The following is a 25,220-nucleotide window of genomic DNA, read 5'->3' as shown; positions in this document are numbered from 1 at the left end:
TTAGCACACCCTTGTTCTGCTAGGTATTCGTTTACATCTATTGGAACACCTCATGAACTCAAATTAATTTGGTTAAAATCTTTCAATACATAGAAGGCTATAATTTCATCTTTAAGAAATACCAAGGTTATTAGGTCCTTTCTAATGTGTAATTCGCTTATATTGCATACATAGGATTCCTTTAAATAAAACCCTATTAAACTAAGAACATAATCATCTAAGAGTATAGTTTTATATATTAATTTATCATTCATTAAAATGCCTCCCTCAATTAATAATGTCCATATAATTTAATAGAATTTTATATAAGGATAATAAATGAATTCAAATAAAAAACCTCTGAAACATCAGAGGCTTTTTCTAATTATTTAATCTGTTCGATATTTAATCTCTTAAAGAACTCTTGTACTTCGTTATTATTAAAAGAAAAATCAATTTCGGTCAGCACTTCAAAGTAGTTATTGTAATCTAAATCAAGATCTGTAACAATTGTAGCAAGTTTTTTAGATAGATATGCAATATCTCTATTCTCAATCAATCTTTCTCTTTGCTTTCCTTTTAATTCATCAATACGATTGTATATTTCATCAATGCTTCCAAATTCTTTTAATAGTTTAATACCTGTTTTCTCTCCCACATTCGGCACACCGGGAATGTTGTCAGATTTATCTCCCATTAATGCTTTAAGTTCTAAAAATTGTTCTGGAGTTAAACCACTATACTTTTCTTTAAGTTGTTCTAAGTCATATTTTACAAGTCCTTTTTGAGAAACATACATTACATTAATATCTTCATCTATTAATTGAAATACATCTTTATCACCTGAAATAACAACAGGATTAAAACCAAACTTTGCTGTATTTTTAGCAAGAGAGCCTATCAAGTCATCAGCCTCAAATCCCTGCATTTTAAGATAAGGAATATTTGCATATTCACAAAATTCCTCAAGCAATGGCATTTGTGCTTTAAGTGCAGGGTCCGTTTCTCCTCTAGTTGCCTTATATTCACTATAAATATCTGTCCTAAATGTATTACGACTTATGTCGGTGCATATATACATTTGAATAGGTTTAAGTTCATCTGCAAACTTCTTTAAATGCTTTATTGTTCCGAATATAGCCCCTGTTCTATTTCCTTTGCCATCAGTAAGAGCCTCTGGATAAGCAAAATGATTTCTATGCATAATATTTGTTCCATCTATTATTAGTACCGTTTTATTCATAATAACATTCCTCTCTATCTTCTTAATAAAAAACTTTTAAATAATATAACATTTATCTATTTTTTATTTCAACTTTAAAATTTAAAACCTGTAGCCTTTCTACAATTTCATTTTGAAGATTACACATTTCTTCATAAATTTCTAAGTAAGTTTTTTCTTGAAGTTTTTTTAATTGAATTATTTGTATTTGAATATATTCTTCATCTTTTCTAACAAGGTCATCAAAAGCATTTAATAATTTAATTCTATACTTTTTTATTAAATAGCAAAGAGTAGTCTTTATTAAGGTTTTAAAGAGGCTAATATTTCTATCAATAGAATATCTACTATATATTTCTTTATTCATTTCCATAATAGACCCTTTTTTTGTTTTTAATTTATTTAATTTTTCTTTTAAAAGATTAATTTTATTAATTTTATATTCAATACTAGATAATTGCTTTTCATAAGCATCATTATATTGTTCTTTTAAATCATAAACAATAATTACTCTATTTTCAAAATCAATATCCAAAAGCCCACAGTAAGGAACATAAAGCATCCTTTCTTCTTGTATATAAAAAGATAATATTTTATCATAAGAATAATTTATAGAAGCATAATTATAATTTGTATATATTAATATGTCGTCATGATAATCTTCTAATAACTCTTTGAGATATGATTTAATAGATGTTCCATATATCTTTGATAATAACTGTGAAATATCTTCTCTCATTTTAACTAGCATAGATATATCATCAAATGCATCTTCTCCTAATACAGTTTTATATGTTTCAAGATTATCCATAAAATCAATATATTCACTTCTATTCTTTACATTATCAACTAAATACTTTTTAGGCTCATCCATAAGTATTCCTCCTACTTGCATTTAATTATTTTTTTATTTAAAAACCTATTTATCCTATTAAATATTTTTTTTAAAAAATGGCTGCATGTATCCTTTGATAAAACATCAAATGCAAAAAACAATATCCCTAAAAATAGTATTAGTGGCATGTATATAATTGTTGTTAGGATAATTACTATTAAATGCCATACCTTTATACCATTTTTCATGTCATTAAGTATTTTATGTGCATCATATATAATTACATCTGAAAGCATAAGAAATACAAACATACTAAAAGTATTGATAAACATATATGAAGTTAAAAGCCCTGATTCCATAAAACCACTCCTTTAAATATTTGTTACATTTAACATAACATATATTATTAACGAAATTATAAAAGTCCCTGTTTAGAGCAGGGACTTTAAAATTATGATATTTTGCCAAGTTCAATTAGTTTTTTAGCAAATGGTATTAGTAAGTCAAAAAATCCATCAAGACCATCAATTTTTTGATCTATACTAATTTCCATGTTGTCACCTACCGCAAAGACTCTCGCAATTTCAACAGAATAATAATTACCTGAACTGCTAATTAAAAATATTATCTGACCATCATTTTCTTCTAAAATTTCATATTCTTGAAGATATCCTCCATACCAATCTTGAATTTTTCTAATAGCCCTTTCTAACATCCTTTTTATCTCCTTCCATTAAGCGATTTTTATTAAAGATTCGTTATAGAATTTCTTTATATCATTGTCTGAAATAATATACTCAATAGCATCTTCCGATGGAGCCTCAAATAATATATCTTCCATAATTTCTTCCATAATGCTTTTTAATGCTCTAGCACCTGTTTCTCTTTCAAGTGCTTTGTTGGCTATTTCAAGTAAGGCCTCATTGGTAATAAATAGTTTTTTATTCATTAGTTCAAAAATAGCCTCATATTCTTCTAATACGCCATGTCTTGCTTTTAGAATATTAATTAAATCTTCAGCCTCTAAGTATTCAAGACTTGCTATTTTAGGGAATCTTCCAACAAACTCTCTTTTGAATCCATATTTTAAAAGATCATCCACTGAAATCATTTTTCTAATTTCACTATCACTATAATTAACATTATTAGAAGAAACATTAGCCCCGAAGCCTAATTCTTTTTTACCTTTTATTCTTCTTTTTACAATATCTTCTATACCAGTAAATGCTCCTCCTGCAATAAACAAAATGTTAGAGGTGTCCACCTCAATCATTTGTTGTTGAGGATGTTTTCTTCCTCCGTTTGCAGGAACTCTAACCTTATGCCCTTCCAAGAGTTTAAGGAGTCCTTCCTGAACACCTTCTCCACTTACATCACGAGTAAGGGACATGTTCTCACCCTTCATTGCTAATTTATCTATTTCGTCAATATAAACAATACCTACTTCTGCTTTTTTAACATCAAAATCACATTGCATAAGTAATGTGTGTATAATATTTTCAACATCTTCACCAACATAGCCCGTTTCTGTAAGGGTTGTTGCATCGGCAATTGCGAAAGGTACTCCTATTGAATTAGCAAGAGTTTGTGCTAAATAAGTTTTTCCAACACCAGTTGGTCCTAGCATTAAAATATTACTCTTTTTTACTCTCTTATTATTTTCAATTAACCAATCTTCATTTAATAAGCGAAGATAATGTTTAAATATTTCAGTCGCCAAAGTTTTTTTTGCTTTCTTATGGCCAATAACAAATTCATCTATAATATTGTAAATTTCCTTTGGTGAACTGATTTCAAATCCTCCTAACAATTCTTCTTTAGAAGGTTCAATAATCCCTATTTTAATAGCACAACTCCTACATGCATTGGCAACTCCTTCTCCTAACTGTACTAAAACAGGAAAATATTCATCACTATGATTTCCACAAAATTGACATTTATCATCTACTTTTGTCAAGAAACTCAACTCCTTAGTAATTTTATTAAAAACCAAATATACAATCACTCTACTATGTTAAATAAATATACTGTTAATTATCAAGAAATTTTAGGAATAGGTTTTTTATTGTCGAATTTATCCCTGATAAACAAGCAATTTATTAATAAATTGTTTGATAGTATCAACTTCTATATAGGTTGTTGATTAATTAGATACAAAATAAAAAACCTGCAATTCGCAGGTATTTTTTATCTATCATATATTCATATCATTCATAAAGTCTATTTATTGCTTTTGCAAGGTCTGCATCATGTTCTTTTGTACAATCAAAACATACTGGCTCAAATGTTCCTTCTATAAAAACTCCTACAGGTATTGGATTTTTCATATAGTTCTTGCATATAGTACATCTTTCCTTTACTGAAGCATTATTTCTTTTTAAAACCAATATTAAATCATTAGTCATATTAATTCCTCCATACTTATTATTATCTGATTAATTTTTAATACTTTTCAGTTACAATTATTACTTGTAATGCGACTTACTCTCTTTTTTGAATCTTCTTCGCAACTTCTCTTAATGCTTCCATGCGATTAAATGTATTAGTTTCATAGAAATTGAACACATGAAGTCTTTTTTCGCCTCGTTCTTCATAAACTTGATTTAAAATTACAACATATCCTCTTGATCTTAACTCAATGGATAAATATAACATGATTTCTTTAGCCATTTCTTCGTTTTCAATAGCATTTTCTTCTATCCAATCCCATAATTCCTCGAATGACATTATATTAATGTCCATAATTCCCATCCTTTCTTATTTCACACTTTTTTCATTAGTTGCAGATACATCTTGCAGTGCGAATTATTATGAAATCCAAAATATTACTTCACTTAACTTTAATTCGACCTCATTTTCTTCTTCATCGTGACCTCGAATTAGAAAATCGTCTCCATCTTCTTCAATTTCTGCAATACATATATTTATAGGTTCTTCTTCAATATCTATAAAAGCATCAAATATTTCTCCAATAAAAATTTCTGGACACATATATACTTTTAATTCTTCTATAGGGCAATTTTCTGGATTTTGATTTAAAACTACCTTTTCTACTAATTTACTCATTTATAATTACCTCCTAAATTATTATTTTTTACAATGTATATTTTTCTTACCTTTGACTGAAATAAGCAGAATGTCCGTACCCATGAACCTCAATGTGGCTTTCACATTCATCCAGCAACATACCAAAAACAATTTCCCAACCGAAGGGTGTAGCAATTCCATGATTAGTATTTAACTTCTCTTTTATCTCTCCTATGCTTTCATTTTTTTGAATTATAGTTACCATATTTTCCATCCTTTCTATTACACATAATTTTCAAATGCTGGTTTAAAAATGAGCCAAAACAAGATACCCCTCAGTTTTATCAACAACCAATATACTGTGACCTAAATTATGGTGTTCTATAATATGAGATTCTGCTAATTTTAAGGCAATCTCTAAATATTCTTCATCATTAAATAAACTTTGATTTCTTACCAAATCATCTAATGTAAATATTGTTTCTCCTTTTTCATTTGCATCTGTTTCCAATATAAATTGTGGTTTATTATTCATGCTTTATACTTAATTCCTCCTTTACTATTATTCTCATTATGTGTGGTTGCACCTATATCTTGAAATGCGTCTTAATCCCAAAATACATAACCTTGCTTATCTCCAAATTTCTTTTCCACTACTCGGCAATAATCTTTTCTGCACCTGCTTCTTCTTAGCCTATTGTAGAAATATCTTCACCTGCCTTGTTTTGCCATGCTATGCCTACAGTCAGAACAATAAACTATCTTTATTTCGTTAATCGGCTCATTGGCAACATATCTGCTATCATATAACTCATTCATCTTATTTTTCCTTATATGGTTCTGGTAGTGGCATCCATGCTACAACTTCTCCACTATCTGCCCATAACTCCCAATCATTTGTATACTCTACCCCTGTTATAAACCCATCATCAAAACAGGCTATAACATTAGTATCTTGTTCTGGCAACCTCTCTTTTACTGGTATCCAAAACCCAAAACCAGTATTGGCATTAATTCCTTGAGCCTTACAGTATAGGTGATAGGCTTTTCTAAACACTTTTCCTTTATCTTTCTCTAATTCTTTTAAACACTGTAATATACCATTTGAAATCCCGTTTTGTGTGCATGATTCTATAGCAACAAACGGACTTTTCTCTATTTCATCTTTCTTTTTGAGTTGCACTTCTTTAGTAATTGATTCCTCGTACATTTCCCATAGTTTATTTATTTCCATCTATTCTCCCTCGCTTCCCTCAATCCTTATAAACTCTTTCCATATTCCCTCAACTTTTCTACCACAATCTATCCTTATTCCTTCTTCACATTTCTCTACACTAGTTTTACAAGTGCCTACACAGGTATAATTTTTAAATGGACAAACATTTTCGTTTTTTTCTATAAGGGCTTGTATTATATATTTAACAAAAGTTTCTTCATCCGTTTCACAATCTACATCTGGACAATCATATTGGTCATACAGTAGAACTGCTAGTGCTTTGCTTAAATTAGAAATTTCATTTTTCAATTTATTCACCCTTTCTATCATTCCGTTGGCTTCACCGATATGACGCATAATTTTCAAAGTATGCAATAATCTTGTAATGTGAATTAAAATTCTGCTCCCATATAGGTCCAAAACTTGTTTTTTCTTTTTGTAAACATTTCGCACTTATCTTTTTCAATATCATCAATTATAATCTTATCATCACTCAGCCCAACATCTTTTCCCCAAGCACAAAAATATCCATCGTAGTAATCTAAGGCTTCACAATTTTTACAACAATCTTTATCCAATATAATATCACCTCTACATATCACAATAATTTCATTATGTGTATTAACTATTCTATTTTTAATCCCAACTATAATATATCGCTTTCATAAATTGCCTCCTTATATAAATGAAATAAATCCCTTATAATCTAACCTCTACTTTATAAATGATTTTGCTTTTAAAAATCAATTTTTTAATTACTAAGAAATAATAAATCTATTACTTTTCAATATAACATGTAAATTTAAGCATAAAAAAGAGCAGTTTGCATGGCAAACTACCCTGAAATATATGTTTAATAAAAACCTTAATATATGTTCAGGAAGAATTATAAGGATATGAATTTCAAGAAAATAATCTTTTAATTTAAAATCTTGAAGAAATAGGTGTTATATTAAAAGCACATACATTATTACTTGGAGGGATATTATGAAAATAATCATAGAAAACAACAAATTTATTTATATCTATTTTCAGAATGAATTAAGACTTCCTATAATCTCTAAAACAGAAGCAGATGCAATACTACTATATGATGACAATGGAAACTGGATAGGGCTTAATATATTTCACCCTAAAACAAGTGAGAAAAACAATATTATCCCATCTTTAGATTACATTGACTATGATCTAGGTTATGGAATAATTTCAAAGACAGATAATGATTTACATGTGTTTTTCGATATTCAAAGTACGGTACAAAAAGAGGTGAAGTTTAAAGGGGTGTGTTATATAGATGTTTCAAACAAAGGATTGTTTGGCATAGAGATTATTCTTTATGATAAGGAAATCGGGGGGAAAGATGTGATAAAGGAGTTTATTGCTCAAAATACTGTGCACCCGAATGCTACAAAATTAGAATTTAAAGAAAAAAATGCAGAAAACACAGAATCAGTTCCACTTCAAGACCTAATTGCTAATGCCCTACGCATGACACCTGACCGTATTGTAGTAGATAAGTGTAATTTTTCTAAAGATTTTGAAGCATGGTCATAACTTATACTTAATCTATAATCTTAAATAAATATGCTTAACAATAAAAAACCATGCTAAAACTAGCATGGTTTTTACTAAATATCATTTCTTTATTCCAAGAGCCTCTTTTGCAAGTTCATCTGCTCGTTCATTAAACTCATGGCCAGTATGTGCATCAATTTTTTTGAAGTGAATTTTCATATTCTTTTGTTTTTCATGCATGAACTTTTTATATTCTTGAGTAAATTTGTTATCTGCTTTCCATGGTTTTTCATTAGAATAATGTCTTATCGCTTCTGAATCCGCCATTGCAGCCCATAATTCCACGCCTTTATAATCATAGCATATAACTATTTCATAGGCATTTTCAATTTCTGCATACTCAATAGCCTTTTTAGCCCCTTCTATTTCTCCACAAATTTGCCGAAGTGCTACTGCATCAGGATCTTTCCCTACTCCCTTATCTTCATAGATTATTTCTTCATCTTTATCTACAACAACCACTCCATAAGAATAATTTTTTTTACTTCCACTATAACTTCCATCAACATAAATATAAAGTACACCTTTTGGATATTCTTTATTAACAGTTTCATCAACGACTTTTTTATCAACTGTTTTTATAGGATTATTTTTAAGTTTATTTAAATTAAAATTTTTATAAGCAATATTCCCATTGTCGAACAAATCAATCAGTTCATCAAAACTAATTTCAAGTTTTTCAATGATAAATTCTCCAACCTTTATTTCATCTTTGCAGCCACAATAACCTAATACACCCTTTACCTTGTTTACATTAGGCTTACATTCTTCTTCCCAATTATTATAAATTGTAATCTTACCTGTTTTCATTATAACTGGATAATATTGATTTTTTGCCATTTTTGTTACCTCCTCATTGCTCTTTACCATTGTAATTCAATATTTTATAAATCAAGTTCATAGTTCTTTAGATAAACCCCTTTACCTGTCCTATGTCTTTTTAACCCATCTTCATTAATTTTATTAATCCCCTTCATTGCAACTCCTTCTAATATCCCAAAAATAAAATCACATATAGTTATCTGTAATGAAATGTTATTCTTTCAAGAAAATTTAATTATACTATCAACATAACACTTAAAAATTGAATTTGAATACCTTTAAAAGATATTTTTCTACTCTAATAAAAAAGAAGTTCCCTTTGGAACTCCTTTGTTTTATATTCTTAATTTAAGCAATCTTCATTTATACAAATGCGATTTACTCCGTCTTCATTCTGCTCAATACCCATTTTTTTCATTATTTTATCTTGATTTGTTTTATCAATATAATCTCTATACCCCTCTACGCATCTCACGCCTTCTACTGTAAGATATGCGTATGTTTCGGTATCATAGAGATTACTTTTCTCACATTTTTTATGATTATCATAATCCCCCTCAAACACTTCCACAAGTCCAACAGCCTCTAAGTATTCAAGATCAAAATTGCTTATCTCATCGCAAATCTTTACTTTATGATACAGAGAATCGTTCTCTTTCATAGCATCGTATAAAAATTCTAAAAACTGTATTCTATTCATGAACCTTCACTCCTTTTTAAATTTTAAACATATTAAACTTAGAAACATTACATTTCAAATAAAAATAAGAATATAAGATAAAAATATCTACTTTTCCTTGGAGTTTTTACTTGTTATATCTTGCATTATTTCAATTGCTTTTAATAACTGCTCATTATAACCTTCGACAATGTAGTCAGGCTTAACCCCTGTATTGTTTACATCATTTTTCTGCGGAGTTAACCATTTCCCAACTGTAAATTTCATTCCACTTCCATCCTCAAAAGAATGAGTTGATTGAATAACACCTTTACCATAGGTAATATTCCCAATTAATATTGCTATTTTATTTTCTTGTAAAGAAGATGCCATTACTTCCGAAGCACTTACAGAGTTTTCATCAACTAATACCACAATTGGTTTAGCATACGATTCACCATGTCCTCTGTGTTCTATTAATTTGCCTTTATATTGTTCATAAAAAATAGTATCGTTTTGTGAAGTTAAATACATTAGTATTTTTCGTACTTCAGTAAGGTACCCACCCGGATTACCTCTAAGATCAATGATAATTCCTTGCTTATCACTATACTCTGTATCTAATTTATTTTTAAGATCAGAATAAGAATTATTAGTAAATTGCTTTAAACCTATATACCCAATCTCATTTGGAATTTCTACTTCTTCATCTGTCGGTTTAGATTCAACAACATTCATTTTTACTTTTTCTTTCATTAATTTTGTTTGAAATATCTTATCTAATCTTTGTATTACAATTGTAAATTCTTCATCATCCTTAAAATCTTTGATTTTACTTACAATTTGAATATTATCTGAAACTTCATCATCATTTATCTTTAAAATTAAGTCCCCCGGAATAAGCCCTGCTTTTTGTGCAGGTGAGTTTTCAAAAACTTCCTGAATTTCATTTTTCTCAAGCAATATACCTACCCCGCTATAACTTCCTTCTAAGTTGTCTCTAAAAGAATCATAATTTTGTTTCGGAAAATATACTGTGTATGGATCATTAAAAGTATCAGGATTATTAAAATAAGTCATACCTGCTCTGTACATATACTCTATAAAATCATCTTTATCAAAGTCATCTATATATTGATTTTCTAAAGTACTTATAATTTCTCCAAATTTATAATCAACTTTACTTTTATTAATTAAATATGTTTGAACATTCAATACGACTAAAATACCAATAAAAACACCTACCGAAAAAGCCTCAATTCTTTTATTTCTCTGCACTTTCATTCTGTCCCAACCTCCTCTTGTAGTTTTAAAAGATATATGTTTTTAACATAAGACAGGAGTAATTTCAACTTTTAACATTGTTTTATTGAATGATTAAAAGCACTACCAGAATGGTAATGCTTTTCTTATCTGCATTTGCAATTATCTCCACAAGATTCATCACAATCACATTCATTTTCTAACTCTGTTTCGATTTCTTCTTCGCAATTTATATCTTCATCATTAAATCTTCTAGTGATCAATTTTTCTTTATGCTGCCTTAATTCTCTATCCATAATATCGAATACTTTATTAATGCTTACATACATATCATCTGAACTACTCTCTTTTTTAAATGTATGCTTAGGGGCAAAAACTAGAAGTTCACATATATGCTTATCATGCTCTTTCTTCATTGTAACAGTTACATTAATAGTATCTCTATTATGAAGATATTTTTCATTTAATTTGTCTAGTTTTTTATATATAGCATTTTTAAGTCCTTGAGTTATTGGCATACCCTTGCTGAATATTTTTATATTCATTATAATTCCCCCTTAATGTAGTTGTTTTGTGTTTTTAACATAACACATGTCCTTATTTATTTTTGAAAAACAATAAGAACAACACTTAATATAATTTTCTTGAAGATATAATATGATAATCAATATGATATAAGGATTCAAATATTTATGTGTTTTAATATAAAAATATGGAGGTATTTATGTTATGTTTATAATTAAATACTATAAAATTTATCGCTATTTGGATATTTGAAGGAGGATAATTAATGTTAGTTGTTTTTATTAGTGTGTTTTTTAATAAAATATTTGACAAGAACGTACTTATAAAAGATGGGTGGGAAAAGCGTAGCGAAACTTTATTTAAAAAACATAAAAATAACTACGAATTTACCTATCATATTAAAAACAAATTAGGTGGCAGTTATTTATCTTTAGCATATAAATCTGAAGAAATTATGTATAAAAATCTTGCACCATTTCCTATAAGAGATGCTTGGAATCTCCTCTGGAAAAAAAATACAGAAATAAATGCAATCGAAATTTATACTAAAGAAGATTTATTAGACACAATTATAGAATATGGTTGGGAAAAAGTAGATTTCATTCCTAATTCAAATGTATATATGTACAATGATAATTTAAATATGCCTTATTCTTACACTATCAAAGATGGCTACAATATTCTTGCATATGAAGAAAAATTAAACACAGATAGTTTACTTGATAAACTTAGACAAGCAGGAATTAATGTATAAACAAATAATAACCCTACTCAATTGAGTAGGGTTTAATTTATATACTTTAATTAAATATTTAAAACTAATCTTCTACTCTATCCATTCAAGTTTTTTCAAGAAACCTTCTAGCATTATAACTATACTTTTTTCTTCTAGTACACTAATTCCACTAGTCCATCCAGAACAATATTGATATTCACTATAAGCATGGTACAAATCATAACATTGCCCTAGCGTAATTTCCAACTTATATGATTCTATTGCTTTTTTTATTTTCTTACAATCTTCTATAGCATAATACGGTATATGTTTTCTTTTTGTCGGTTTTTTTAATTTTAACTTAGGTTTATTATCGACATAAACTAATTCGGCCATGGAATTCCCCTTTCTTATTTACATTCAACCTCCAACATTGTTCTTTCTTTACTTTACTAATGTTTCATAAGAGATAATCAATATAAATAACCATATAAAAGACCTATTAACTTGCTTAATTTTGAAGGAGTTAATACAATCCAATTATCATCATATTCTTCTGGCGTATACGCATCTAATCTTAAACTTAAATCTCCTTTTCTGCCACTTAAAGTTAAAGTCCTTTCAACTCCATCTTTAAATGTTGACATATCTTCGCAGTAGGCTTTTCCCTCTTTTTTTACATCTTTTGTATTAAAAGGTTCTAGTGTTTCAATTAATTCTTGTATATCCTGATTATTTAACCTTACTTTAACATGTGTATTTATTTCATCTGTAAACGAAGAAAAAATTATTTTTAGATTTTTATTATTTAATGTCTCAATATCAATTTGATGTTCTCCTATATTTATTCTGTTCATTTTACTCCTCCTCAATATTATCTAGCGATTTTAGTATAAATCCTATTAAATCTTTCTTCTTGGGCATTTGATAGAACATTTCCCATATTTACTAAACGACCAAGTCCATAAATAAACTGTTTATCTATAACTGGAATCCTATTATTGTTCTCAATGATTTTAATGGTCTTTTTAACTCTTTCAACAACCTTATTAACTGGTTCATACTTCCTACTTAATTGCTCTAAATAAGCCTCATATGCAGGATCATCTGGAATAATTCTGGAGTATGAGTCTCTACTGTTTCTTCTAATAGATTCTTCTGTTTCTTCAATAGAAACAATAGCCTTACCTCCTATCATACTTCCGATTTCAGATTCATCTATCGCATCAATAATTCTACCAGTACCATCCTTAAGAATAATATTAAATTCTCTCATAGCAAAGTTCCTCCTTACATAATATTGGTTTATGATAAGGATCCATTCCTATGCATTTCAAGAAAATAAAAAGAAGTAAAGAGTAATTCTTCACTTCTCGAATATTGTATTTTATCTAGATTTGATTTTGTTATCCTACGAATTCTATTTTATCAAGCAACATCTCAATATTGTCTCCTTGCACCTCAACAATTCTAAAAGTCCTCTCGCCTATATCCATAACAGATTTAGTTAATACAGGCTCTTTAAATAATTTAAAATATAGATAAGCATAATCTTGGCTGCTAAAATAAATCCTATCATACCTTTTGAAAAATTTTATTACTTTTGAATATAAAACAACAAATATAGATGGTAAAAAAATCTGGCCAAATTCTAATTCATCTATTGTATATTCATTGTAATAAGCATCGAATCTTTGGTCATGACAAGTTCTACCTAAACTTCCCCATGTAAATACTTTTAAAATTCTTTTATTTTTCATATATGCTCTCCATTTAATATTCACGTTTTAATCTTATCCTAATTTCTCTTTCAAGACCTTTAATTCTTGTCTTATGACCATACTCTCTTGTGTCCATTTCTTTTGCTATTCGTAAAGCCTCTTGCAGTTCATCTAAAGTGGCCTTTTTAGCATTAGACCTCCAATTACAATCATTTACAGGGACAGTTATAAATCATTCCTTGAAATGAAGCCTCTTTAGTTATAAACCCATATTTATCAATATAACCTATAGTTCTTGGCATAACATTTCCTCCTTTAAAGTCTATTAAAATTACCTTATATTGAAAGTAATTGTATGTTAAACAATGATAACTACTGATTCAAGTTCTGATAAGATTTGATTTCGATATTACTTTAGAACTATAATTGAAGATATTAAAAAAGAAGGAATTTAAAGAAGACGATGTTTATGGTTTTAATAGATGATGCAGATACAGGTTGCTATATGGATATCCTGTAATTGTTGCTTATAGACAAAACAACAAAAGAGAGAGCATATATAGACACTCTAATGATTTTTCTAGTTCATATGCCGTATTAATATAAAATAAAGTTTAGGAGGTTGCTGTTTATGATTAACTTGATAATCATTTGGCTTATAACAACTATTTTGATTCTTATTTTTAGATTAAGTTTTATGCTGATAAGTTACTTATTTAGATTAGCATTCAACTTGCATAATTTTTTTCCTAATTTAATACTTAAAAATCATTCACGATGGACATTCTTTCATATTCATTCTATGATTCATCAGTTTCATGTTCAAATAATAAATAACCATACGACTCATAATATGGTTCATGATAACTTTCATCAACAGATAGCAAGTGACATAACCATGAATCATTAATAATAAAAACACACTGACTTGATAGTGTGTTTTTTGTCATCTAATTTATTATTCTTATTTGTATATTGTCAAATTTATCAACGCCTGTGACACCATAATTAGTTTTGAAAAATTCAATAGATAAATTATCGCCTAAGTTATCATATTCTTTATCGGCAATAATAAACGTAGCCTGCGGTACATCCATATCATTTACAAATATCCTTAGTTCTCTATTGCTACAATCTAACTGAATTTTTATACGACTCTTTATTCCATGTTCAATATATCCTTTTTTAAAATGATTAACCCTAATTCCTACATCGCTCCCATAACCTATACCAAGTTGAGTTCTATTTGTAGTATCATTTAATGCACCCAATGTGGCAGCAACGCCACTTTTAGGTAATCCATAATGTACATATTCTCTTTCTGAATTAGGATTTCTGAATATAATAGAAGTATTTATATTTCCTCCTACATATTTACTGCCCGGTACAAAATCGAATTCAATATCTATAATGTCTCTTTTAGGAATTAATTTTTTAGTATAAAACGAGCCTCCCGTCCATAAAGAATATGAATTATGTATTTCCATCATACCATTGTTAATTCCAACAGTTGTACCATTATTCTTTTCAAACACATCCCAATTTTCATCAAAGCCTTCAGAGAAATCTGAATTTATAATCGGATTATTGTTTTCTGTGTTTTTATAATAGATATTATAATTACATTCTTTATTTTTGTCTGAAATTATAAATTTAATTTCATTTTTTCCGTCTTTTAAATTTAATTCTATGCTAAACATTCTTTTCTTATTTCTATTATTTGAGGCATATATATTTGCTATTTTTTCGTTTAATATCACTTTTTCTTTGTATTGTATTTGAGATGAAACATCATCTCCATTTAAGTAAATTTTTAATTGTTCTTCATTATCTATTTTCCCATTTATGATTGCATTTGATTTTGTTAATTCAATTCCATTATACAGATGATCATCATTAATTGTTAGATTGCTTAATACCAGTTTTGTATAATTTGTGAAATTAGATGTATATACCATTATGTTTTTAGAGTTCTTTTTTCCACTTTTATAATATACATTCCCCTTACTAGAAACAATATAATCTCCATCGTTATATTCTTTTCCAAGATTACTTGCATATTTAATTACCTTATTAAAATCTAAGTTATACAATTCATCGAGATTATCCTCATTACTTAGAATTAAATCTATTAGATTACTATCTAATATGGAAAAATTAATTTTATCTTTTACAGGTATGTTCCCATATTTATTTTCATACACTGGAATTATCTTTTCTATCGAATCTATATCATTAACTAATCTTGCTACCTCACCATCACGTTTAACTCCTATAATTTTAGGAATAGCAAGTCCTGATAGCAAAATAATAACTGCTATAGTTATTATAAGTTCAATTAATGTAAATTTCTTCTTCATTTTGATCCCCCCTATTAAATTTGTGAACATTTTAAATTAAACCCTGCTATATTTCAAGAAATTATTTATTAAACTTAACAATAAAAAATAGAGAACTTTTCTTGATTTTGTCTGTCTTTTGCATAAAAAAGACTATCTGTTTAAAGGATAGTCTTTTAAATTATTCTATTATTTTAACAACATTCACTAGAGATTCTTCAATTAGTCCGTTTCCTACATCATAAACTTCAAGAGTTACTTCTTTATCTACATACTCGGATAAACTGTTATCAGAAACTACATAATGCTTATCTATTTTATATAGGTAACGTCCACTACTATCTGTTTTATCATCAAGTATTTCAATCAATTTTCCTGAAATTTTTATAGTTTTATAAATCTCTTTAAGTTGTGAAACTCCTTCTTTTTCATTTTTCACTACTATAAATACATTGCTTTTTTCATAATCAGATAACTCATTATCTATTTTAAATTGTATATTTTCAACCCTATATAAAATTTTATTATCTACCTCTTTTATTTTCTCTAACTTTCCAGATGTCATTTCCATTGTTGTATTATCAGAATGGTTTTCATCTATCACTGTAATTTTATCAACCAAAATTGTAAGTTTTTTCTCTTTTATAGTGCCAGACACTTCTACAGATTTACCTAAGTAATTATTAAAATCCAGATCTCCCTCTAAAGACCATCCTAATAATTTATAGTTATCACTGTTATTAACAATATAACCAATTAAGATTACTTTTTTATCAAAAGTAGAGATCTCTTTGGATTCATTTATGTTTTTGTTAGAGTCTTCTATATCTTCTATTGTTTTATCTGTATTAGTAGGCAAATTTGGTGGATCATTTTTTGCTAATTGTATGCCTACATAAACAACAGCACAAGAAAGAATTAACGCTATTAATCTAGTTAATAATTTGTTTTTATTCATGACAACCTCCCCCTTTTACTTGATTTATTTAGCCGTTTCTTCTTCTAATAATTTATAAGTTTTACACTCATCAATTTTTTCAGTTTCCTTGTCATCAACTTCTTTGCTGAACTTATCCATTAGATAAATGCCACCTGCAATAATAGTAGCAGTAGCACCAATACCTATACAAGTTAAAAATGCTTTTTTATTCAAGGTAAACAACTCCTTTCCTATTCAATAATCTTAATAAATGAAACTTCTTTTTCACTATTAATAAATCCATGCTGCCCAATGTAAACTTCTATTTTTACTTCTTTATCAATATAATCTGATAGATTTTCAGTTGAATGTATATCATATTCACCTAAATTATAATGGATTTCCTTGTTTACTCTTTTTACTTTTTCTCCTTCCAACACTCCAGAAATTTCAATAATTTTTGATATCTCTTTCGCATCCACAGTTATATCTTCCTGTTCCTGTGGTCCAAATTTGCTTTCTATAGCCTTGACAAACACCTTTTGTCCCACATATTCTGAAAAATCCTTATCTGTCCTAATCTCGTAATTATTTATTCTATAATGAACATCATTTGTTTTTTCTCCTGATATATATTCTAAACTACCGATAATTTCATGAATCTCTCCTAAATCCTTATCTTCATCCGTTATTTCAATATTTTTGATCTTCAATTGATAGTCTTGATCTGTCGGTACACCTGTAACTTTGACTTTTTTATCTTCATATTTTTCGTACTCCAAGTCACCTAATAAAACCCAACCTAAGAGATTTATCTCCTCATTATCTTTTACCAAATGTCCCTCCAATACAATATCTTTAGATGTATTTTGTGGGCCTATAGTTCTATCACTATTGCTATATAAAAATAATAATGAACCCATTATAATCATTACAATAGAAACCAATGCTATAATTTTCTTCCTATTCATACTAAACTCACTCCTTTTTGTCTATTTTATTTAACATAACACATAAAACAGTTACTCTATTAAATCAAAACTTATCTTCCGTAATCAAGTTAAGAAAAACAAACCTTACTTAAAGTAAGGTTTGTTGAGTATATGGGTATTTAACTTCAAAGTTAAGAGGATTAATAATAACAATCTCTTTGCTTGTTTCTTTAGCGTAATCAACAGCATCTTTTGTACCACTATTAACTCCACTAAAAACTGCTATAACTAATGAACTATTATCAACCATATATTTATTTCTATTATTCATTTGATTCAATCCATTAGTATATTCTTTTTGTGATACATAATGAACTTTATCTGCTCTGTTTAATATATTTCTATATCTATCTTTAGATGCTTGGTTCCACTTTCTATCTTGGTTCAAACATGGAACTGCTATAATAAGTTTAATCCAAGGATAAACTTCCTTTAGTTCCAGCACTATTTCAGCAGCCCAAGTATCTAGACCTAATGCTCCTCCTGCAATAAAGTAATTATAACCTCTTTCAATTACTTTTATAATTTCTTGTTTAAGGAGCATTTTTATTCTTATACAATCCTTATGGGTTTCGTTAAATCGAAACGAGTAATATTGTGGTCTATGACCTGTAAAAGTACATACCTTTATCATGGCCTTACCCCCATATGAAAATTAATTCCTTGGCTTTTTCATATTCTTCAAACATTTGCAAACATGCTGCTTCTTCTCCTATTATATTTAAACATTCGCTATGAACAATCACATTTGGAAATAACTTATTATTGTTTATTACTAATATAGTCTTATCTCCTATCTCAAATTCTTTTTTACATAAAGGACATATATCTACTTTATGCCCTTTCCCTTTATTAAAATTAACATTTTTTCTTATTAAAATAAATCTAGTGTCCATTATTCCCATGCTTGTAAAAAATACACGTTCTCCTTTTATAACTATTTCATTATTCATCTTTATTCTCCTCTCACTTTCTGTTCTATAATTTCCTTATTTCTAGCAAAACAATCAAATCCTGCTTTCCAGCCTACTTTTCCTCCAATTAAAAAACCATTTAATAATCCTGCAACATATGCAACAAATATAGTGATCCATAGCAAGTTAAAGTTTATATTTTTCATACAATTCCCTTCCTCTTTAATTTAAATATCAAAATAATCTTCAATATTATATTGAAATATATTATTAGAAATCAAAAGAAAATCCTACCCTTATTTTGAGTGTAAGACTTGATATAGCAGTATATTAAGTTATCTATTTGCTTATTTCTAATCTAACTTCTTAAGTTCATCTGCGGAATGACCAAGAGTAACTTTTAATTCATACAACTCTTTTTTTGTGAGAGTGCTAGTTTTAATTACTTCCTTATCACATTGTTCACATCCATAAACTGTTGAAACCATATATATTGCATCTTCACCTTCGTCAAGTTGTGTGCATTTTTTAACATCTACTGGTTCATAAATGTGCTTATGATTATTTTTTTTAGCATTTACAATTTTTTTCTTTAATCTTTTCTTTTTACTTAAATCAAAATAGTTGTCATAATCTTCTACTCTAATCTTCGCCATATGTAATTTCTCCTTCATGTCTTATGATTATTTTCCTTTAACATAACACATGATTTTGTTAAATTATATGCAACTATTTAATGAAATTCAAACTTGCTTTTTTGCTTTTATTAACATTCAATGAATAAATATTATAAAGAAATTGTTCTAAACAGAGATATTGGATTAGCCATACTTCCATAATAAGGTGTAATAAATGGAAGAGTAGTTTTAATCGGTAGATTTTATTGAAATAATCAAAGAGGAGTACGCCAGTTTAAACAATCAATAATTTGTATTGTTCAAAATAGCAGCATAGTAGCAATACCTAATAGATATTGCTACTATATTTTATGTAAATGTAAAAATTATTTAAAAATATACGTTGATAATTTTAAATCCTAACTTATTTTAAGAGTTCTTTCTATATTTAATGGAATTTGAACCTTTAGTCTAGTTCCTTTATTTTTTTCAGATTCTATTCTAATATCTCCACCGATTAATTCAACTCTTTCGTATAGTCCAGTAATCCCATAACTATCTGTTTTGCTTTTCATATCAAATCCAACCCCATTGTCAGAAATTACTATGACTACAAAGTTATTATTTACAACTTCCATTTTTAATTTTACAAGAGTTGCATTAGCATGTTTTTTAATGTTATTTAATGATTCTTGTACAATTCTAAAAGTGTTTAATTTTACACTAGATTCAAGTTTGTTCAACATATTTTCAGGATCTAAGAATCTTGTCTCAACATTCATTCCATACTTCTCTTTTGTTTTTTTTACGTAGTCTACTATTATTGATTCATACTCATTATCTTCAAAATCCAAAGGACGCAATTCATATAAAATATTTCTCATATACTTCAACGTATCTTTTGCTAATTCACTTAGTATTGTTAATTGTTCCTTGGCTTTTCCTTTATCCAATTCAATATATTTTTTTATAATTTCTGTATGCATTATAATAGCACCTAAATCTTGTGCAGGTCCATCATGTATTTCCCTAGCGATCTTTCTTCTTTCAAACTCCTGTGCCTTAGCAATTTTATTTTTATAATTGTTTTTATTAATGTTATCCTCATGATTATCAAGTTCTCTTATAATAATATTTACCCGATTAATGGATTCTGTTGTTATTTTGGATAATTCGTGTACCTCTTTAAATTGTTTTTCTAAATCTTTTCTTTTATCTTGCATTTCTTTCTCTATTTTTTGTTTTTCTTTGAGCATAGTATATATTTGAATAGTATGATTATATTTGCCTTTATACTTGTTCTGATTATTATGCCCATTGTTATTTTTCAACTCGTTTGTAATATTGATCAATTCTTTCTTACTGTACTCATACTCATTTTGTAAATTCTCCAATTGTCTTATAATATCTTTTATATCTTCAGTTATCATATTTAATTCATACTGAAGTTTAAGTAAAAGTTCATTAGCCTCTTGACTTACTTGAAGAATACTTTTCTTATCTTCTCTTAAACTGCTTTCAATATTTTTATTTAAATCATGGATAATTTTCTTTAATTGTTCTATATGCATTTTATTTTCCAATAGTGTCATCTCCTATAAAATATGTAAATATCTATAAATACATTTTGTAGTTTTGTGTCGGATTTTGTCACATAAAGAAGTATATCATAAAATACATTAAAAATACACTAAAAATATAAAAAGGAAAGATACAAAATGCACTATCCTTCTCTTTAAAAAATCATTTAATTTTTACTCCATATATTTTCACCACCTCTTGTCACAACTACAACCATATCGTTATAAATAGTAGGAGAACTTTCAATATTAGCCCCTAGTTTAATACTGTTTAAAAATTTTCCTGTATTTCTTTCTAATATATTCATTTGACCTGCTGAATCACATTGAATGACATAAGTCTTGCCATATTCACTGTAAATATCTATAGCGGATCACCAAGTGTAGTTAGACATTCCCCATGACCATATTTCTTCTCCTGTATTTTTATCAAAGGCTATTAATAATCCTTTAGATCCTCCTTGATATCCTAGCACTGGAACAATGATTAGATTGCTAATATCATTTTTACTAACTATGGAAGTAGCATAAAATCCTCCATTCAAATAATTTTGCTGTTTTATATGTTATGTTCAATACTGAAAGACATAACGATAAATGAGGAAGTGGTTATTATGGCATCAGGGAAAACTCACGACAAGATAACTTATCTGACAATTCCTCTGGTAATGTTTATACAGATATTTCTTGTGAAAGATTTTCAGTTAGTATTTTTAAACACATTAATATATGTTTTTGCTGCACTAATGTTTTCTGGAGATTTAGATATTAAAAGTGTTCAAGTAAACAGGTGGGGAGTATTTAAGTTTATTTGGTGGCCATATAGGAAATTTTTCAATCATAGATCTTCCTTCACCCATGGCATTATAGATGCAACTATAATTAGAATTATATATTTGATTTCATGGATATACTTATTTCTATCAGTTTTGCATATGATCTATCCTGAAACAGTGATATCAGGAAATGAGTTCATTAAATGGATTGTAACATCTGCTAAGGAAGATACATTTCTATTCCTAAATATACTAGGTTCGTTATTGTTGGGTGGTTTATCACACACATTAACCGACTATATCTACTCTACACTAAAACGAAAATTTACATTTAGAAGAAAAAAATAATCCGAGAGTAAGCATAGGCTTATTTCTCGGATTTTTATTCTCATATTATTTCGGTCATCTGTTGTTTTTCTGAATACAAACTGTATATCCCGCTTTACCTAACAATTCCTCAACTTCTTCATTATTAATGATTTGATGTAATTTATAATATTATTACTGTTGGCACTTAACAAGTCATCTATAATACTTCTTTTAGCACCCTACTAACAATACTATAAGAATAACCTTTACGCTGAAGAAAACTACATAACTTTCTTTGTTTTGCTTGTTTATCATCATGTTTATAAGTAGAATTTAATTTCTTTTTAGCCAATTCTAAGGCTGCCGTATATTGTTTATCTTCATCCATTAGTACATTAATAACATCATTAATAATATCAGAACTTATTCCTTTATAAAAAAGTTCCTGCCTAATTAGTTTTTCACCTGCACTCTTTAAATTTATTTTATCCTTAGCAAAACTCAATGCAAACTCCTTATCATCCAAATATTTATATCTATACAGAAACTCTATAGATTGATCTATTATAGAATCCTCATATCCTTTTTGAAACATTTTGTTTTTTATTTCTTTTTCAGACCTTGCTCGGTAAGATAATAAGTTTAAGGCATAATTATTAGCCTTATTCTGTTCTTCTTCTTTTACCACATTTTCGATAAAATGTTTGTCAATTTCATTACCTTTTTCTAATCTAAATTTTACCATAACATCTTCATGAATACCAAAAGCAAAAACTCCATCTATATAAATAGAAAATCTATGTTTATTCCTTTTCTGCTGCTCTATTTTTGTTATTTTAGACATTCCCAATACTCCTTTGCATTTATCTTAAAGCATATAGTTTTTATTCCTCATAAATATTACTATGTTTCAGCCTGTAAAGATTTTGATATTTGTATCTTTCTATTATTCCATAATTATTTTTCAAATAAGTCATTTCTTCCGTATAAACTTACAATATCTAATTTTAATATAACATACAAGAAATCTTGCCTATTAAGATAGGCAAGATCTTCCTACTTTACTACTTTATAATCAAATATGTTTTCATCTAATTCTTTAAGAAATATTGATGGAGAAATTGAATCAAGCCATCCCAACATATCTCCTACAAAACTAATATTTAAATATTTTTTTGCTCTGGTAACAGCCACATAAAACAATCTTCTTTCTTCTTCTATATTTCCTTCTAACACGCTTAGTTTACTAGGAAATACTTCATCCACAAGATAAGGTAGGAATACACTGTCCCATTCAAGCCCCTTCGCTTTATGAACAGTTGTAATTGTTACACAACCTTGTTCTTTTTCTTCCTCTGTATCGCTTTTATCCAAAATAATATCGGATAAAAACTTATCTATATCACTATATAAAGATGCGGAATCAATTAAAGACTCTACATCTTTTAATCTATCATAATAATCCTCGAATTTATTTTGCATGTATTCTTTATAATTAATATCCATAATTACTTCTAAAGTTTGTTTTAAGTCACTTTGCTTACTTATTTCGCACAAAACATCAAATAGTTCTTTTATTCCTTCTTTTGCATCTTTAGTAGCCCTAAATGGAAGTTGACTTAAATTAATAGCATGTATATTATAATCTACTTCTCTTAATGCTGAATAGATCCTTTCTATCGTCTTTTCTCCGACTCCAGAAAATAGATTTGCTATACGACTAAAAGCAATTTCATCATCAGGATTGCTTTGATACTTTAAAAAAGCAATTAGATCTCGAATATGCTCTCTTTCAAAGAATGATATTCCGCAGAGTATTCTGTAGGGGATTCTTGCACTTTTAAGACCTAATTCTAATGATTTCGTTAGATAGTTCGCCCTAACTAATATAGCAATTTCATCATATTGTGTGCCTTCTCTTTTTTGCCTTTCTATCTCGTTTACAATAAATCTTGATTGAGCGTTCTCATTATTAGCATCTACAACCAAAGGCTTTCTAAAAGATGAAAGATAAGGAATCATTTCCTTTTTATACTTTTGGGTATTATTATTAATTGAATTAACCGCTAAATCTATAATTTCCTTATGTGATCTATAGTTGTATCTTATTTTATATAGATTACAGTTTGGGTGATTATCTTCAAAATTTAGAATATAATCAATCATTGAGCCTCTGAAACCATATATAGATTGCTCATTATCGCCAACCACATATAAATTATGTGTTTCTTCATTTAAATATTCTATGATATCATTCTGAATCCAATTGATATCTTGATACTCGTCCACTAAAATAAACGGAAAATTTGATGATATTGCTTTCCTAACATCCGGATGACTTTTTAGCAAATCTCTGAAATTTAAAATTAAGTCGTCAAAATCCATACCTTGATTTAGTGCTTTTCTATTTTTGTAATCCTCTATAATAGTATTAATCGCATTAACAATTTCTTTTGAGTATCCATACTTTTGAGAAATCAGACTTTCAACAGATCGTTTAAGATTAATAGAACTAGAATATAGTCCATAGATAATTGCTTTAGTCGGAAATTTCTTTTTTGGTATATGATCATTTTCTGTTAAGTATTTCTGCCTACATAAACCTATGAGATCTTTTGCATCTTCAGGAGTCAAGATAGTAAAGTTATTTTTATATCCTATTAATTTAGCATATCTTCTTAAAAATACTACTGCAACATGATGAAAAGTTCCAGATAAAACCCCTACATTATCTTTTTTAAGTATTTTCTTTACCCTTTCAAGCATTTCATCTGCTGCTTTGTTGGTAAAGGTAAGTAACATAATTTGACTTTCCGGAACTCCCTTAGCAATAAGATAACTTACACGATAAGTTAAAACCCTTGTTTTTCCTGAACCTGCATTTGCAATAATCAAAGTATCTTTAAAAGGAGCCTCTGCTGCCTTTTTCTGATCATCGTCTAAGTCTTTTAATAATTTTTCTATAATTTCGCTATTCTCATTACTTAAGTTTTCTACATTTGCTCTTTTCATTCTTTCTTCCTCATTAGCAAGAAAATTCATTATAACATCCACCTCTTTCGACACAGAACCTTTTTTCTTTAACATAACACATGTTTTTGAGCGTGATTTATCTGGATGTTTAGTCATATACAAATAAAAAAAGTGAAAACATTTAGTTTTCACTCAAAATATTATATTGCAATTAAGCCCTTAATTAAACTCAAAGCAATATCA

Annotated in this window: 39 protein-coding genes; 3 read left to right on the top strand and 36 right to left on the bottom strand. The window is 28.0% G+C overall.

What is annotated here, in order from left to right; translation table 11 throughout:
- Window positions 1–50 precede the first annotated feature (50 nt).
- The 14 genes from HYG84_RS20040 to HYG84_RS19975 all read right to left on the bottom strand — a co-directional run bounded on the left by HYG84_RS20040 (window position 51) and on the right by HYG84_RS19975 (window position 6,857).
- Complete coding sequence (locus HYG84_RS20040) at window positions 51–254, bottom strand: hypothetical protein (RefSeq protein WP_212382764.1); 204 nt, start codon at window positions 252–254, stop codon at window positions 51–53.
- A gap of 110 nt (window positions 255–364) precedes the next feature.
- Window positions 365–1,222: a 5'-3' exonuclease gene (locus tag HYG84_RS20035; RefSeq protein ID WP_212382762.1), complete on the bottom strand. Its 858-nt coding sequence runs from the start codon at window positions 1,220–1,222 to the stop codon at window positions 365–367.
- Window positions 1,223–1,274: 52 nt separating this feature from the next.
- Entirely contained in the window at window positions 1,275–2,075 is an 801-nt protein-coding gene (locus tag HYG84_RS20030; protein WP_212382760.1) for a hypothetical protein, read from the bottom strand.
- An 11-nt stretch (window positions 2,076–2,086) separates the two neighbouring features.
- Window positions 2,087–2,395 (bottom strand): hypothetical protein, encoded by a 309-nt coding sequence (locus HYG84_RS20025; protein WP_212382758.1) that lies wholly within the window; start codon window positions 2,393–2,395, stop codon window positions 2,087–2,089.
- A 92-nt stretch (window positions 2,396–2,487) separates the two neighbouring features.
- Window positions 2,488–2,751 (bottom strand): hypothetical protein, encoded by a 264-nt coding sequence (locus HYG84_RS20020; protein WP_212382756.1) that lies wholly within the window; start codon window positions 2,749–2,751, stop codon window positions 2,488–2,490.
- A gap of 18 nt (window positions 2,752–2,769) precedes the next feature.
- Entirely contained in the window at window positions 2,770–3,993 is a 1,224-nt protein-coding gene (gene clpX, locus HYG84_RS20015; protein WP_212382752.1) for an ATP-dependent Clp protease ATP-binding subunit ClpX, read from the bottom strand.
- Window positions 3,994–4,243: 250 nt separating this feature from the next.
- Complete coding sequence (locus HYG84_RS20010; RefSeq protein WP_212382750.1) at window positions 4,244–4,441, bottom strand: hypothetical protein; 198 nt, start codon at window positions 4,439–4,441, stop codon at window positions 4,244–4,246.
- 76 nt (window positions 4,442–4,517) lie between these two features.
- Window positions 4,518–4,778: a hypothetical protein gene (locus HYG84_RS20005; protein ID WP_212382748.1), complete on the bottom strand. Its 261-nt coding sequence runs from the start codon at window positions 4,776–4,778 to the stop codon at window positions 4,518–4,520.
- 66 nt (window positions 4,779–4,844) lie between these two features.
- Window positions 4,845–5,102, bottom strand: a complete 258-nt coding sequence (locus HYG84_RS20000; RefSeq protein ID WP_212382747.1) for a hypothetical protein — start codon at window positions 5,100–5,102, stop codon at window positions 4,845–4,847.
- Between the two features lie 46 nt (window positions 5,103–5,148).
- Window positions 5,149–5,328 (bottom strand): hypothetical protein, encoded by a 180-nt coding sequence (locus HYG84_RS19995; RefSeq protein WP_212382746.1) that lies wholly within the window; start codon window positions 5,326–5,328, stop codon window positions 5,149–5,151.
- A 42-nt stretch (window positions 5,329–5,370) separates the two neighbouring features.
- The gene (locus HYG84_RS19990; RefSeq protein ID WP_212382745.1) at window positions 5,371–5,598 is read right to left on the bottom strand and encodes a hypothetical protein; all 228 of its coding nucleotides are present in this window, start codon (window positions 5,596–5,598) and stop codon (window positions 5,371–5,373) included.
- Between the two features lie 285 nt (window positions 5,599–5,883).
- Complete coding sequence (locus tag HYG84_RS19985) at window positions 5,884–6,297, bottom strand: DUF551 domain-containing protein (protein ID WP_212382744.1); 414 nt, start codon at window positions 6,295–6,297, stop codon at window positions 5,884–5,886.
- Window positions 6,298–6,654: a hypothetical protein gene (locus HYG84_RS19980; RefSeq protein ID WP_249168773.1), complete on the bottom strand. Its 357-nt coding sequence runs from the start codon at window positions 6,652–6,654 to the stop codon at window positions 6,298–6,300.
- A gap of 17 nt (window positions 6,655–6,671) precedes the next feature.
- A complete protein-coding gene (locus HYG84_RS19975) occupies window positions 6,672–6,857 on the bottom strand; it encodes a hypothetical protein (RefSeq protein WP_212382743.1) in 186 nt (61 codons plus the stop codon).
- Window positions 6,858–7,266: 409 nt separating this feature from the next.
- On the opposite strand from HYG84_RS19975, the gene HYG84_RS19970 reads away from it, so the two are divergent.
- On the top strand, window positions 7,267–7,833 hold the full coding sequence (locus tag HYG84_RS19970) for a hypothetical protein (protein WP_212382742.1): 567 nt from the start codon (window positions 7,267–7,269) through the stop codon (window positions 7,831–7,833).
- A gap of 81 nt (window positions 7,834–7,914) precedes the next feature.
- Here HYG84_RS19970 and HYG84_RS19965 read toward each other — a convergent pair whose 3' ends face one another.
- From HYG84_RS19965 to hpf, 4 genes are all read right to left on the bottom strand, one after another.
- Entirely contained in the window at window positions 7,915–8,694 is a 780-nt protein-coding gene (locus HYG84_RS19965) for an RNase H family protein (protein ID WP_249168772.1), read from the bottom strand.
- 325 nt (window positions 8,695–9,019) lie between these two features.
- Entirely contained in the window at window positions 9,020–9,376 is a 357-nt protein-coding gene (locus HYG84_RS19960) for a hypothetical protein (RefSeq protein ID WP_212382741.1), read from the bottom strand.
- A gap of 87 nt (window positions 9,377–9,463) precedes the next feature.
- A complete protein-coding gene (locus HYG84_RS19955; protein WP_212382739.1) occupies window positions 9,464–10,618 on the bottom strand; it encodes a S41 family peptidase in 1,155 nt (384 codons plus the stop codon).
- Window positions 10,619–10,743: 125 nt separating this feature from the next.
- Window positions 10,744–11,142, bottom strand: coding sequence for a ribosome hibernation-promoting factor, HPF/YfiA family (gene hpf / locus HYG84_RS19950; RefSeq protein ID WP_212382737.1), 399 nt, complete (start codon window positions 11,140–11,142; stop codon window positions 10,744–10,746).
- A gap of 245 nt (window positions 11,143–11,387) precedes the next feature.
- Here hpf and HYG84_RS19945 point away from each other — a divergent pair, with 245 nt between their 5' ends.
- Window positions 11,388–11,876 (top strand): hypothetical protein, encoded by a 489-nt coding sequence (locus HYG84_RS19945; protein WP_212382735.1) that lies wholly within the window; start codon window positions 11,388–11,390, stop codon window positions 11,874–11,876.
- Between the two features lie 72 nt (window positions 11,877–11,948).
- Here HYG84_RS19945 and HYG84_RS19940 read toward each other — a convergent pair whose 3' ends face one another.
- From HYG84_RS19940 to HYG84_RS19865, 16 genes are all read right to left on the bottom strand, one after another.
- A complete protein-coding gene (locus HYG84_RS19940) occupies window positions 11,949–12,233 on the bottom strand; it encodes a hypothetical protein (protein WP_212382733.1) in 285 nt (94 codons plus the stop codon).
- A gap of 77 nt (window positions 12,234–12,310) precedes the next feature.
- Window positions 12,311–12,694: a hypothetical protein gene (locus HYG84_RS19935; RefSeq protein WP_212382731.1), complete on the bottom strand. Its 384-nt coding sequence runs from the start codon at window positions 12,692–12,694 to the stop codon at window positions 12,311–12,313.
- Window positions 12,695–12,711: 17 nt separating this feature from the next.
- Complete coding sequence (locus HYG84_RS19930; protein WP_212382729.1) at window positions 12,712–13,113, bottom strand: hypothetical protein; 402 nt, start codon at window positions 13,111–13,113, stop codon at window positions 12,712–12,714.
- Between the two features lie 130 nt (window positions 13,114–13,243).
- Complete coding sequence (locus HYG84_RS19925; RefSeq protein ID WP_212382727.1) at window positions 13,244–13,597, bottom strand: hypothetical protein; 354 nt, start codon at window positions 13,595–13,597, stop codon at window positions 13,244–13,246.
- 761 nt (window positions 13,598–14,358) lie between these two features.
- Window positions 14,359–14,508, bottom strand: a complete 150-nt coding sequence (locus HYG84_RS19920) for a hypothetical protein (RefSeq protein WP_212382725.1) — start codon at window positions 14,506–14,508, stop codon at window positions 14,359–14,361.
- On the bottom strand, window positions 14,509–15,918 hold the full coding sequence (locus tag HYG84_RS19915) for a type II secretion system protein (protein ID WP_212382723.1): 1,410 nt from the start codon (window positions 15,916–15,918) through the stop codon (window positions 14,509–14,511).
- Between the two features lie 160 nt (window positions 15,919–16,078).
- Window positions 16,079–16,855: a hypothetical protein gene (locus tag HYG84_RS19910; RefSeq protein WP_212382721.1), complete on the bottom strand. Its 777-nt coding sequence runs from the start codon at window positions 16,853–16,855 to the stop codon at window positions 16,079–16,081.
- Between the two features lie 24 nt (window positions 16,856–16,879).
- Window positions 16,880–17,050: a hypothetical protein gene (locus HYG84_RS19905; protein ID WP_212382720.1), complete on the bottom strand. Its 171-nt coding sequence runs from the start codon at window positions 17,048–17,050 to the stop codon at window positions 16,880–16,882.
- Between the two features lie 17 nt (window positions 17,051–17,067).
- Window positions 17,068–17,787: a hypothetical protein gene (locus HYG84_RS19900; RefSeq protein WP_212382718.1), complete on the bottom strand. Its 720-nt coding sequence runs from the start codon at window positions 17,785–17,787 to the stop codon at window positions 17,068–17,070.
- Window positions 17,788–17,896: 109 nt separating this feature from the next.
- Window positions 17,897–18,442 (bottom strand): SLOG family protein, encoded by a 546-nt coding sequence (locus HYG84_RS19895; RefSeq protein ID WP_212382716.1) that lies wholly within the window; start codon window positions 18,440–18,442, stop codon window positions 17,897–17,899.
- Between the two features lie 4 nt (window positions 18,443–18,446).
- Window positions 18,447–18,761, bottom strand: a complete 315-nt coding sequence (locus HYG84_RS19890; protein WP_212382714.1) for a hypothetical protein — start codon at window positions 18,759–18,761, stop codon at window positions 18,447–18,449.
- Window positions 18,762–18,763: 2 nt separating this feature from the next.
- Window positions 18,764–18,928: a hypothetical protein gene (locus HYG84_RS19885; RefSeq protein ID WP_212382713.1), complete on the bottom strand. Its 165-nt coding sequence runs from the start codon at window positions 18,926–18,928 to the stop codon at window positions 18,764–18,766.
- A 147-nt stretch (window positions 18,929–19,075) separates the two neighbouring features.
- Window positions 19,076–19,378 carry a hypothetical protein gene (locus HYG84_RS19880; RefSeq protein WP_212382711.1) on the bottom strand — a complete coding sequence of 101 codons (303 nt, stop codon included), beginning with the start codon at window positions 19,376–19,378 and terminating at the stop codon, window positions 19,076–19,078.
- A gap of 380 nt (window positions 19,379–19,758) precedes the next feature.
- Window positions 19,759–20,922 (bottom strand): sensor histidine kinase, encoded by a 1,164-nt coding sequence (locus tag HYG84_RS19875; RefSeq protein ID WP_212382709.1) that lies wholly within the window; start codon window positions 20,920–20,922, stop codon window positions 19,759–19,761.
- A gap of 164 nt (window positions 20,923–21,086) precedes the next feature.
- Window positions 21,087–21,227, bottom strand: a complete 141-nt coding sequence (locus tag HYG84_RS19870) for a hypothetical protein (protein WP_212382707.1) — start codon at window positions 21,225–21,227, stop codon at window positions 21,087–21,089.
- A gap of 66 nt (window positions 21,228–21,293) precedes the next feature.
- Window positions 21,294–21,464, bottom strand: a complete 171-nt coding sequence (locus HYG84_RS19865; RefSeq protein WP_212382705.1) for a hypothetical protein — start codon at window positions 21,462–21,464, stop codon at window positions 21,294–21,296.
- 69 nt (window positions 21,465–21,533) lie between these two features.
- On the opposite strand from HYG84_RS19865, the gene HYG84_RS19860 reads away from it, so the two are divergent.
- Window positions 21,534–22,043: a metal-binding protein gene (locus HYG84_RS19860; RefSeq protein ID WP_212382703.1), complete on the top strand. Its 510-nt coding sequence runs from the start codon at window positions 21,534–21,536 to the stop codon at window positions 22,041–22,043.
- Between the two features lie 178 nt (window positions 22,044–22,221).
- On the opposite strand, the gene HYG84_RS19855 is transcribed toward HYG84_RS19860, so the two are convergent.
- Together HYG84_RS19855 and HYG84_RS19850 are read right to left on the bottom strand one after the other, a co-directional pair.
- Entirely contained in the window at window positions 22,222–22,848 is a 627-nt protein-coding gene (locus tag HYG84_RS19855; protein ID WP_212382701.1) for a RecX family transcriptional regulator, read from the bottom strand.
- 212 nt (window positions 22,849–23,060) lie between these two features.
- Window positions 23,061–25,046, bottom strand: a complete 1,986-nt coding sequence (locus tag HYG84_RS19850; RefSeq protein ID WP_212382699.1) for an ATP-dependent helicase — start codon at window positions 25,044–25,046, stop codon at window positions 23,061–23,063.
- Between the last annotated feature and the right edge of the window lie 174 nt (window positions 25,047–25,220).

Origin of the sequence: Alkaliphilus sp. B6464 (assembly GCF_018141165.1) — a bacterium.
Classification (GTDB): Bacteria; Bacillota; Clostridia; order Peptostreptococcales; family Natronincolaceae; genus Alkaliphilus_B.
Note: the sequence above shows the minus strand (reverse complement) of the source record. Positions and strands in the feature narration are given on the sequence as shown.

What these genes read in the sequence shown, in the direction of transcription:
- HYG84_RS19945 (WP_212382735.1), top strand. Translation starts at nt 11,388, where the DNA reads ATGTTAGTTGTTTTTATTAGTGTGTTTTTTAATAAAATATTTGACAAG.
- HYG84_RS19925 (WP_212382727.1), bottom strand. Translation starts at nt 13,597, where the DNA reads ATGAAAAATAAAAGAATTTTAAAAGTATTTACATGGGGAAGTTTAGGT.
- HYG84_RS19970 (WP_212382742.1), top strand. Translation starts at nt 7,267, where the DNA reads ATGAAAATAATCATAGAAAACAACAAATTTATTTATATCTATTTTCAG.
- HYG84_RS19850 (WP_212382699.1), bottom strand. Translation starts at nt 25,046, where the DNA reads ATGAATTTTCTTGCTAATGAGGAAGAAAGAATGAAAAGAGCAAATGTA.
- HYG84_RS19990 (WP_212382745.1), bottom strand. Translation starts at nt 5,598, where the DNA reads ATGAATAATAAACCACAATTTATATTGGAAACAGATGCAAATGAAAAA.
- HYG84_RS19910 (WP_212382721.1), bottom strand. Translation starts at nt 16,855, where the DNA reads ATGAATAAAAACAAATTATTAACTAGATTAATAGCGTTAATTCTTTCT.
- HYG84_RS20025 (WP_212382758.1), bottom strand. Translation starts at nt 2,395, where the DNA reads ATGGAATCAGGGCTTTTAACTTCATATATGTTTATCAATACTTTTAGT.
- HYG84_RS19985 (WP_212382744.1), bottom strand. Translation starts at nt 6,297, where the DNA reads ATGGAAATAAATAAACTATGGGAAATGTACGAGGAATCAATTACTAAA.
- HYG84_RS19860 (WP_212382703.1), top strand. Translation starts at nt 21,534, where the DNA reads ATGGCATCAGGGAAAACTCACGACAAGATAACTTATCTGACAATTCCT.
- HYG84_RS19880 (WP_212382711.1), bottom strand. Translation starts at nt 19,378, where the DNA reads ATGGCGAAGATTAGAGTAGAAGATTATGACAACTATTTTGATTTAAGT.
- HYG84_RS19930 (WP_212382729.1), bottom strand. Translation starts at nt 13,113, where the DNA reads ATGAGAGAATTTAATATTATTCTTAAGGATGGTACTGGTAGAATTATT.
- hpf (WP_212382737.1), bottom strand. Translation starts at nt 11,142, where the DNA reads ATGAATATAAAAATATTCAGCAAGGGTATGCCAATAACTCAAGGACTT.
- HYG84_RS19915 (WP_212382723.1), bottom strand. Translation starts at nt 15,918, where the DNA reads ATGAAGAAGAAATTTACATTAATTGAACTTATAATAACTATAGCAGTT.
- HYG84_RS19960 (WP_212382741.1), bottom strand. Translation starts at nt 9,376, where the DNA reads ATGAATAGAATACAGTTTTTAGAATTTTTATACGATGCTATGAAAGAG.
- HYG84_RS19895 (WP_212382716.1), bottom strand. Translation starts at nt 18,442, where the DNA reads ATGATAAAGGTATGTACTTTTACAGGTCATAGACCACAATATTACTCG.
- HYG84_RS19965 (WP_249168772.1), bottom strand. Translation starts at nt 8,694, where the DNA reads ATGGCAAAAAATCAATATTATCCAGTTATAATGAAAACAGGTAAGATT.
- HYG84_RS19885 (WP_212382713.1), bottom strand. Translation starts at nt 18,928, where the DNA reads ATGAAAAATATAAACTTTAACTTGCTATGGATCACTATATTTGTTGCA.
- HYG84_RS19920 (WP_212382725.1), bottom strand. Translation starts at nt 14,508, where the DNA reads ATGACAAAAAACACACTATCAAGTCAGTGTGTTTTTATTATTAATGAT.
- HYG84_RS19955 (WP_212382739.1), bottom strand. Translation starts at nt 10,618, where the DNA reads ATGAAAGTGCAGAGAAATAAAAGAATTGAGGCTTTTTCGGTAGGTGTT.
- HYG84_RS20020 (WP_212382756.1), bottom strand. Translation starts at nt 2,751, where the DNA reads ATGTTAGAAAGGGCTATTAGAAAAATTCAAGATTGGTATGGAGGATAT.
- HYG84_RS20035 (WP_212382762.1), bottom strand. Translation starts at nt 1,222, where the DNA reads ATGAATAAAACGGTACTAATAATAGATGGAACAAATATTATGCATAGA.
- HYG84_RS20000 (WP_212382747.1), bottom strand. Translation starts at nt 5,102, where the DNA reads ATGAGTAAATTAGTAGAAAAGGTAGTTTTAAATCAAAATCCAGAAAAT.
- HYG84_RS20040 (WP_212382764.1), bottom strand. Translation starts at nt 254, where the DNA reads ATGAATGATAAATTAATATATAAAACTATACTCTTAGATGATTATGTT.
- HYG84_RS19935 (WP_212382731.1), bottom strand. Translation starts at nt 12,694, where the DNA reads ATGAACAGAATAAATATAGGAGAACATCAAATTGATATTGAGACATTA.
- HYG84_RS19940 (WP_212382733.1), bottom strand. Translation starts at nt 12,233, where the DNA reads ATGGCCGAATTAGTTTATGTCGATAATAAACCTAAGTTAAAATTAAAA.
- HYG84_RS19890 (WP_212382714.1), bottom strand. Translation starts at nt 18,761, where the DNA reads ATGAATAATGAAATAGTTATAAAAGGAGAACGTGTATTTTTTACAAGC.
- HYG84_RS19855 (WP_212382701.1), bottom strand. Translation starts at nt 22,848, where the DNA reads ATGTCTAAAATAACAAAAATAGAGCAGCAGAAAAGGAATAAACATAGA.
- HYG84_RS19870 (WP_212382707.1), bottom strand. Translation starts at nt 21,227, where the DNA reads ATGAATATATTAGAAAGAAATACAGGAAAATTTTTAAACAGTATTAAA.
- HYG84_RS19995 (WP_212382746.1), bottom strand. Translation starts at nt 5,328, where the DNA reads ATGGTAACTATAATTCAAAAAAATGAAAGCATAGGAGAGATAAAAGAG.
- HYG84_RS20005 (WP_212382748.1), bottom strand. Translation starts at nt 4,778, where the DNA reads ATGGACATTAATATAATGTCATTCGAGGAATTATGGGATTGGATAGAA.
- HYG84_RS20030 (WP_212382760.1), bottom strand. Translation starts at nt 2,075, where the DNA reads ATGGATGAGCCTAAAAAGTATTTAGTTGATAATGTAAAGAATAGAAGT.
- HYG84_RS20010 (WP_212382750.1), bottom strand. Translation starts at nt 4,441, where the DNA reads ATGACTAATGATTTAATATTGGTTTTAAAAAGAAATAATGCTTCAGTA.
- HYG84_RS19900 (WP_212382718.1), bottom strand. Translation starts at nt 17,787, where the DNA reads ATGAATAGGAAGAAAATTATAGCATTGGTTTCTATTGTAATGATTATA.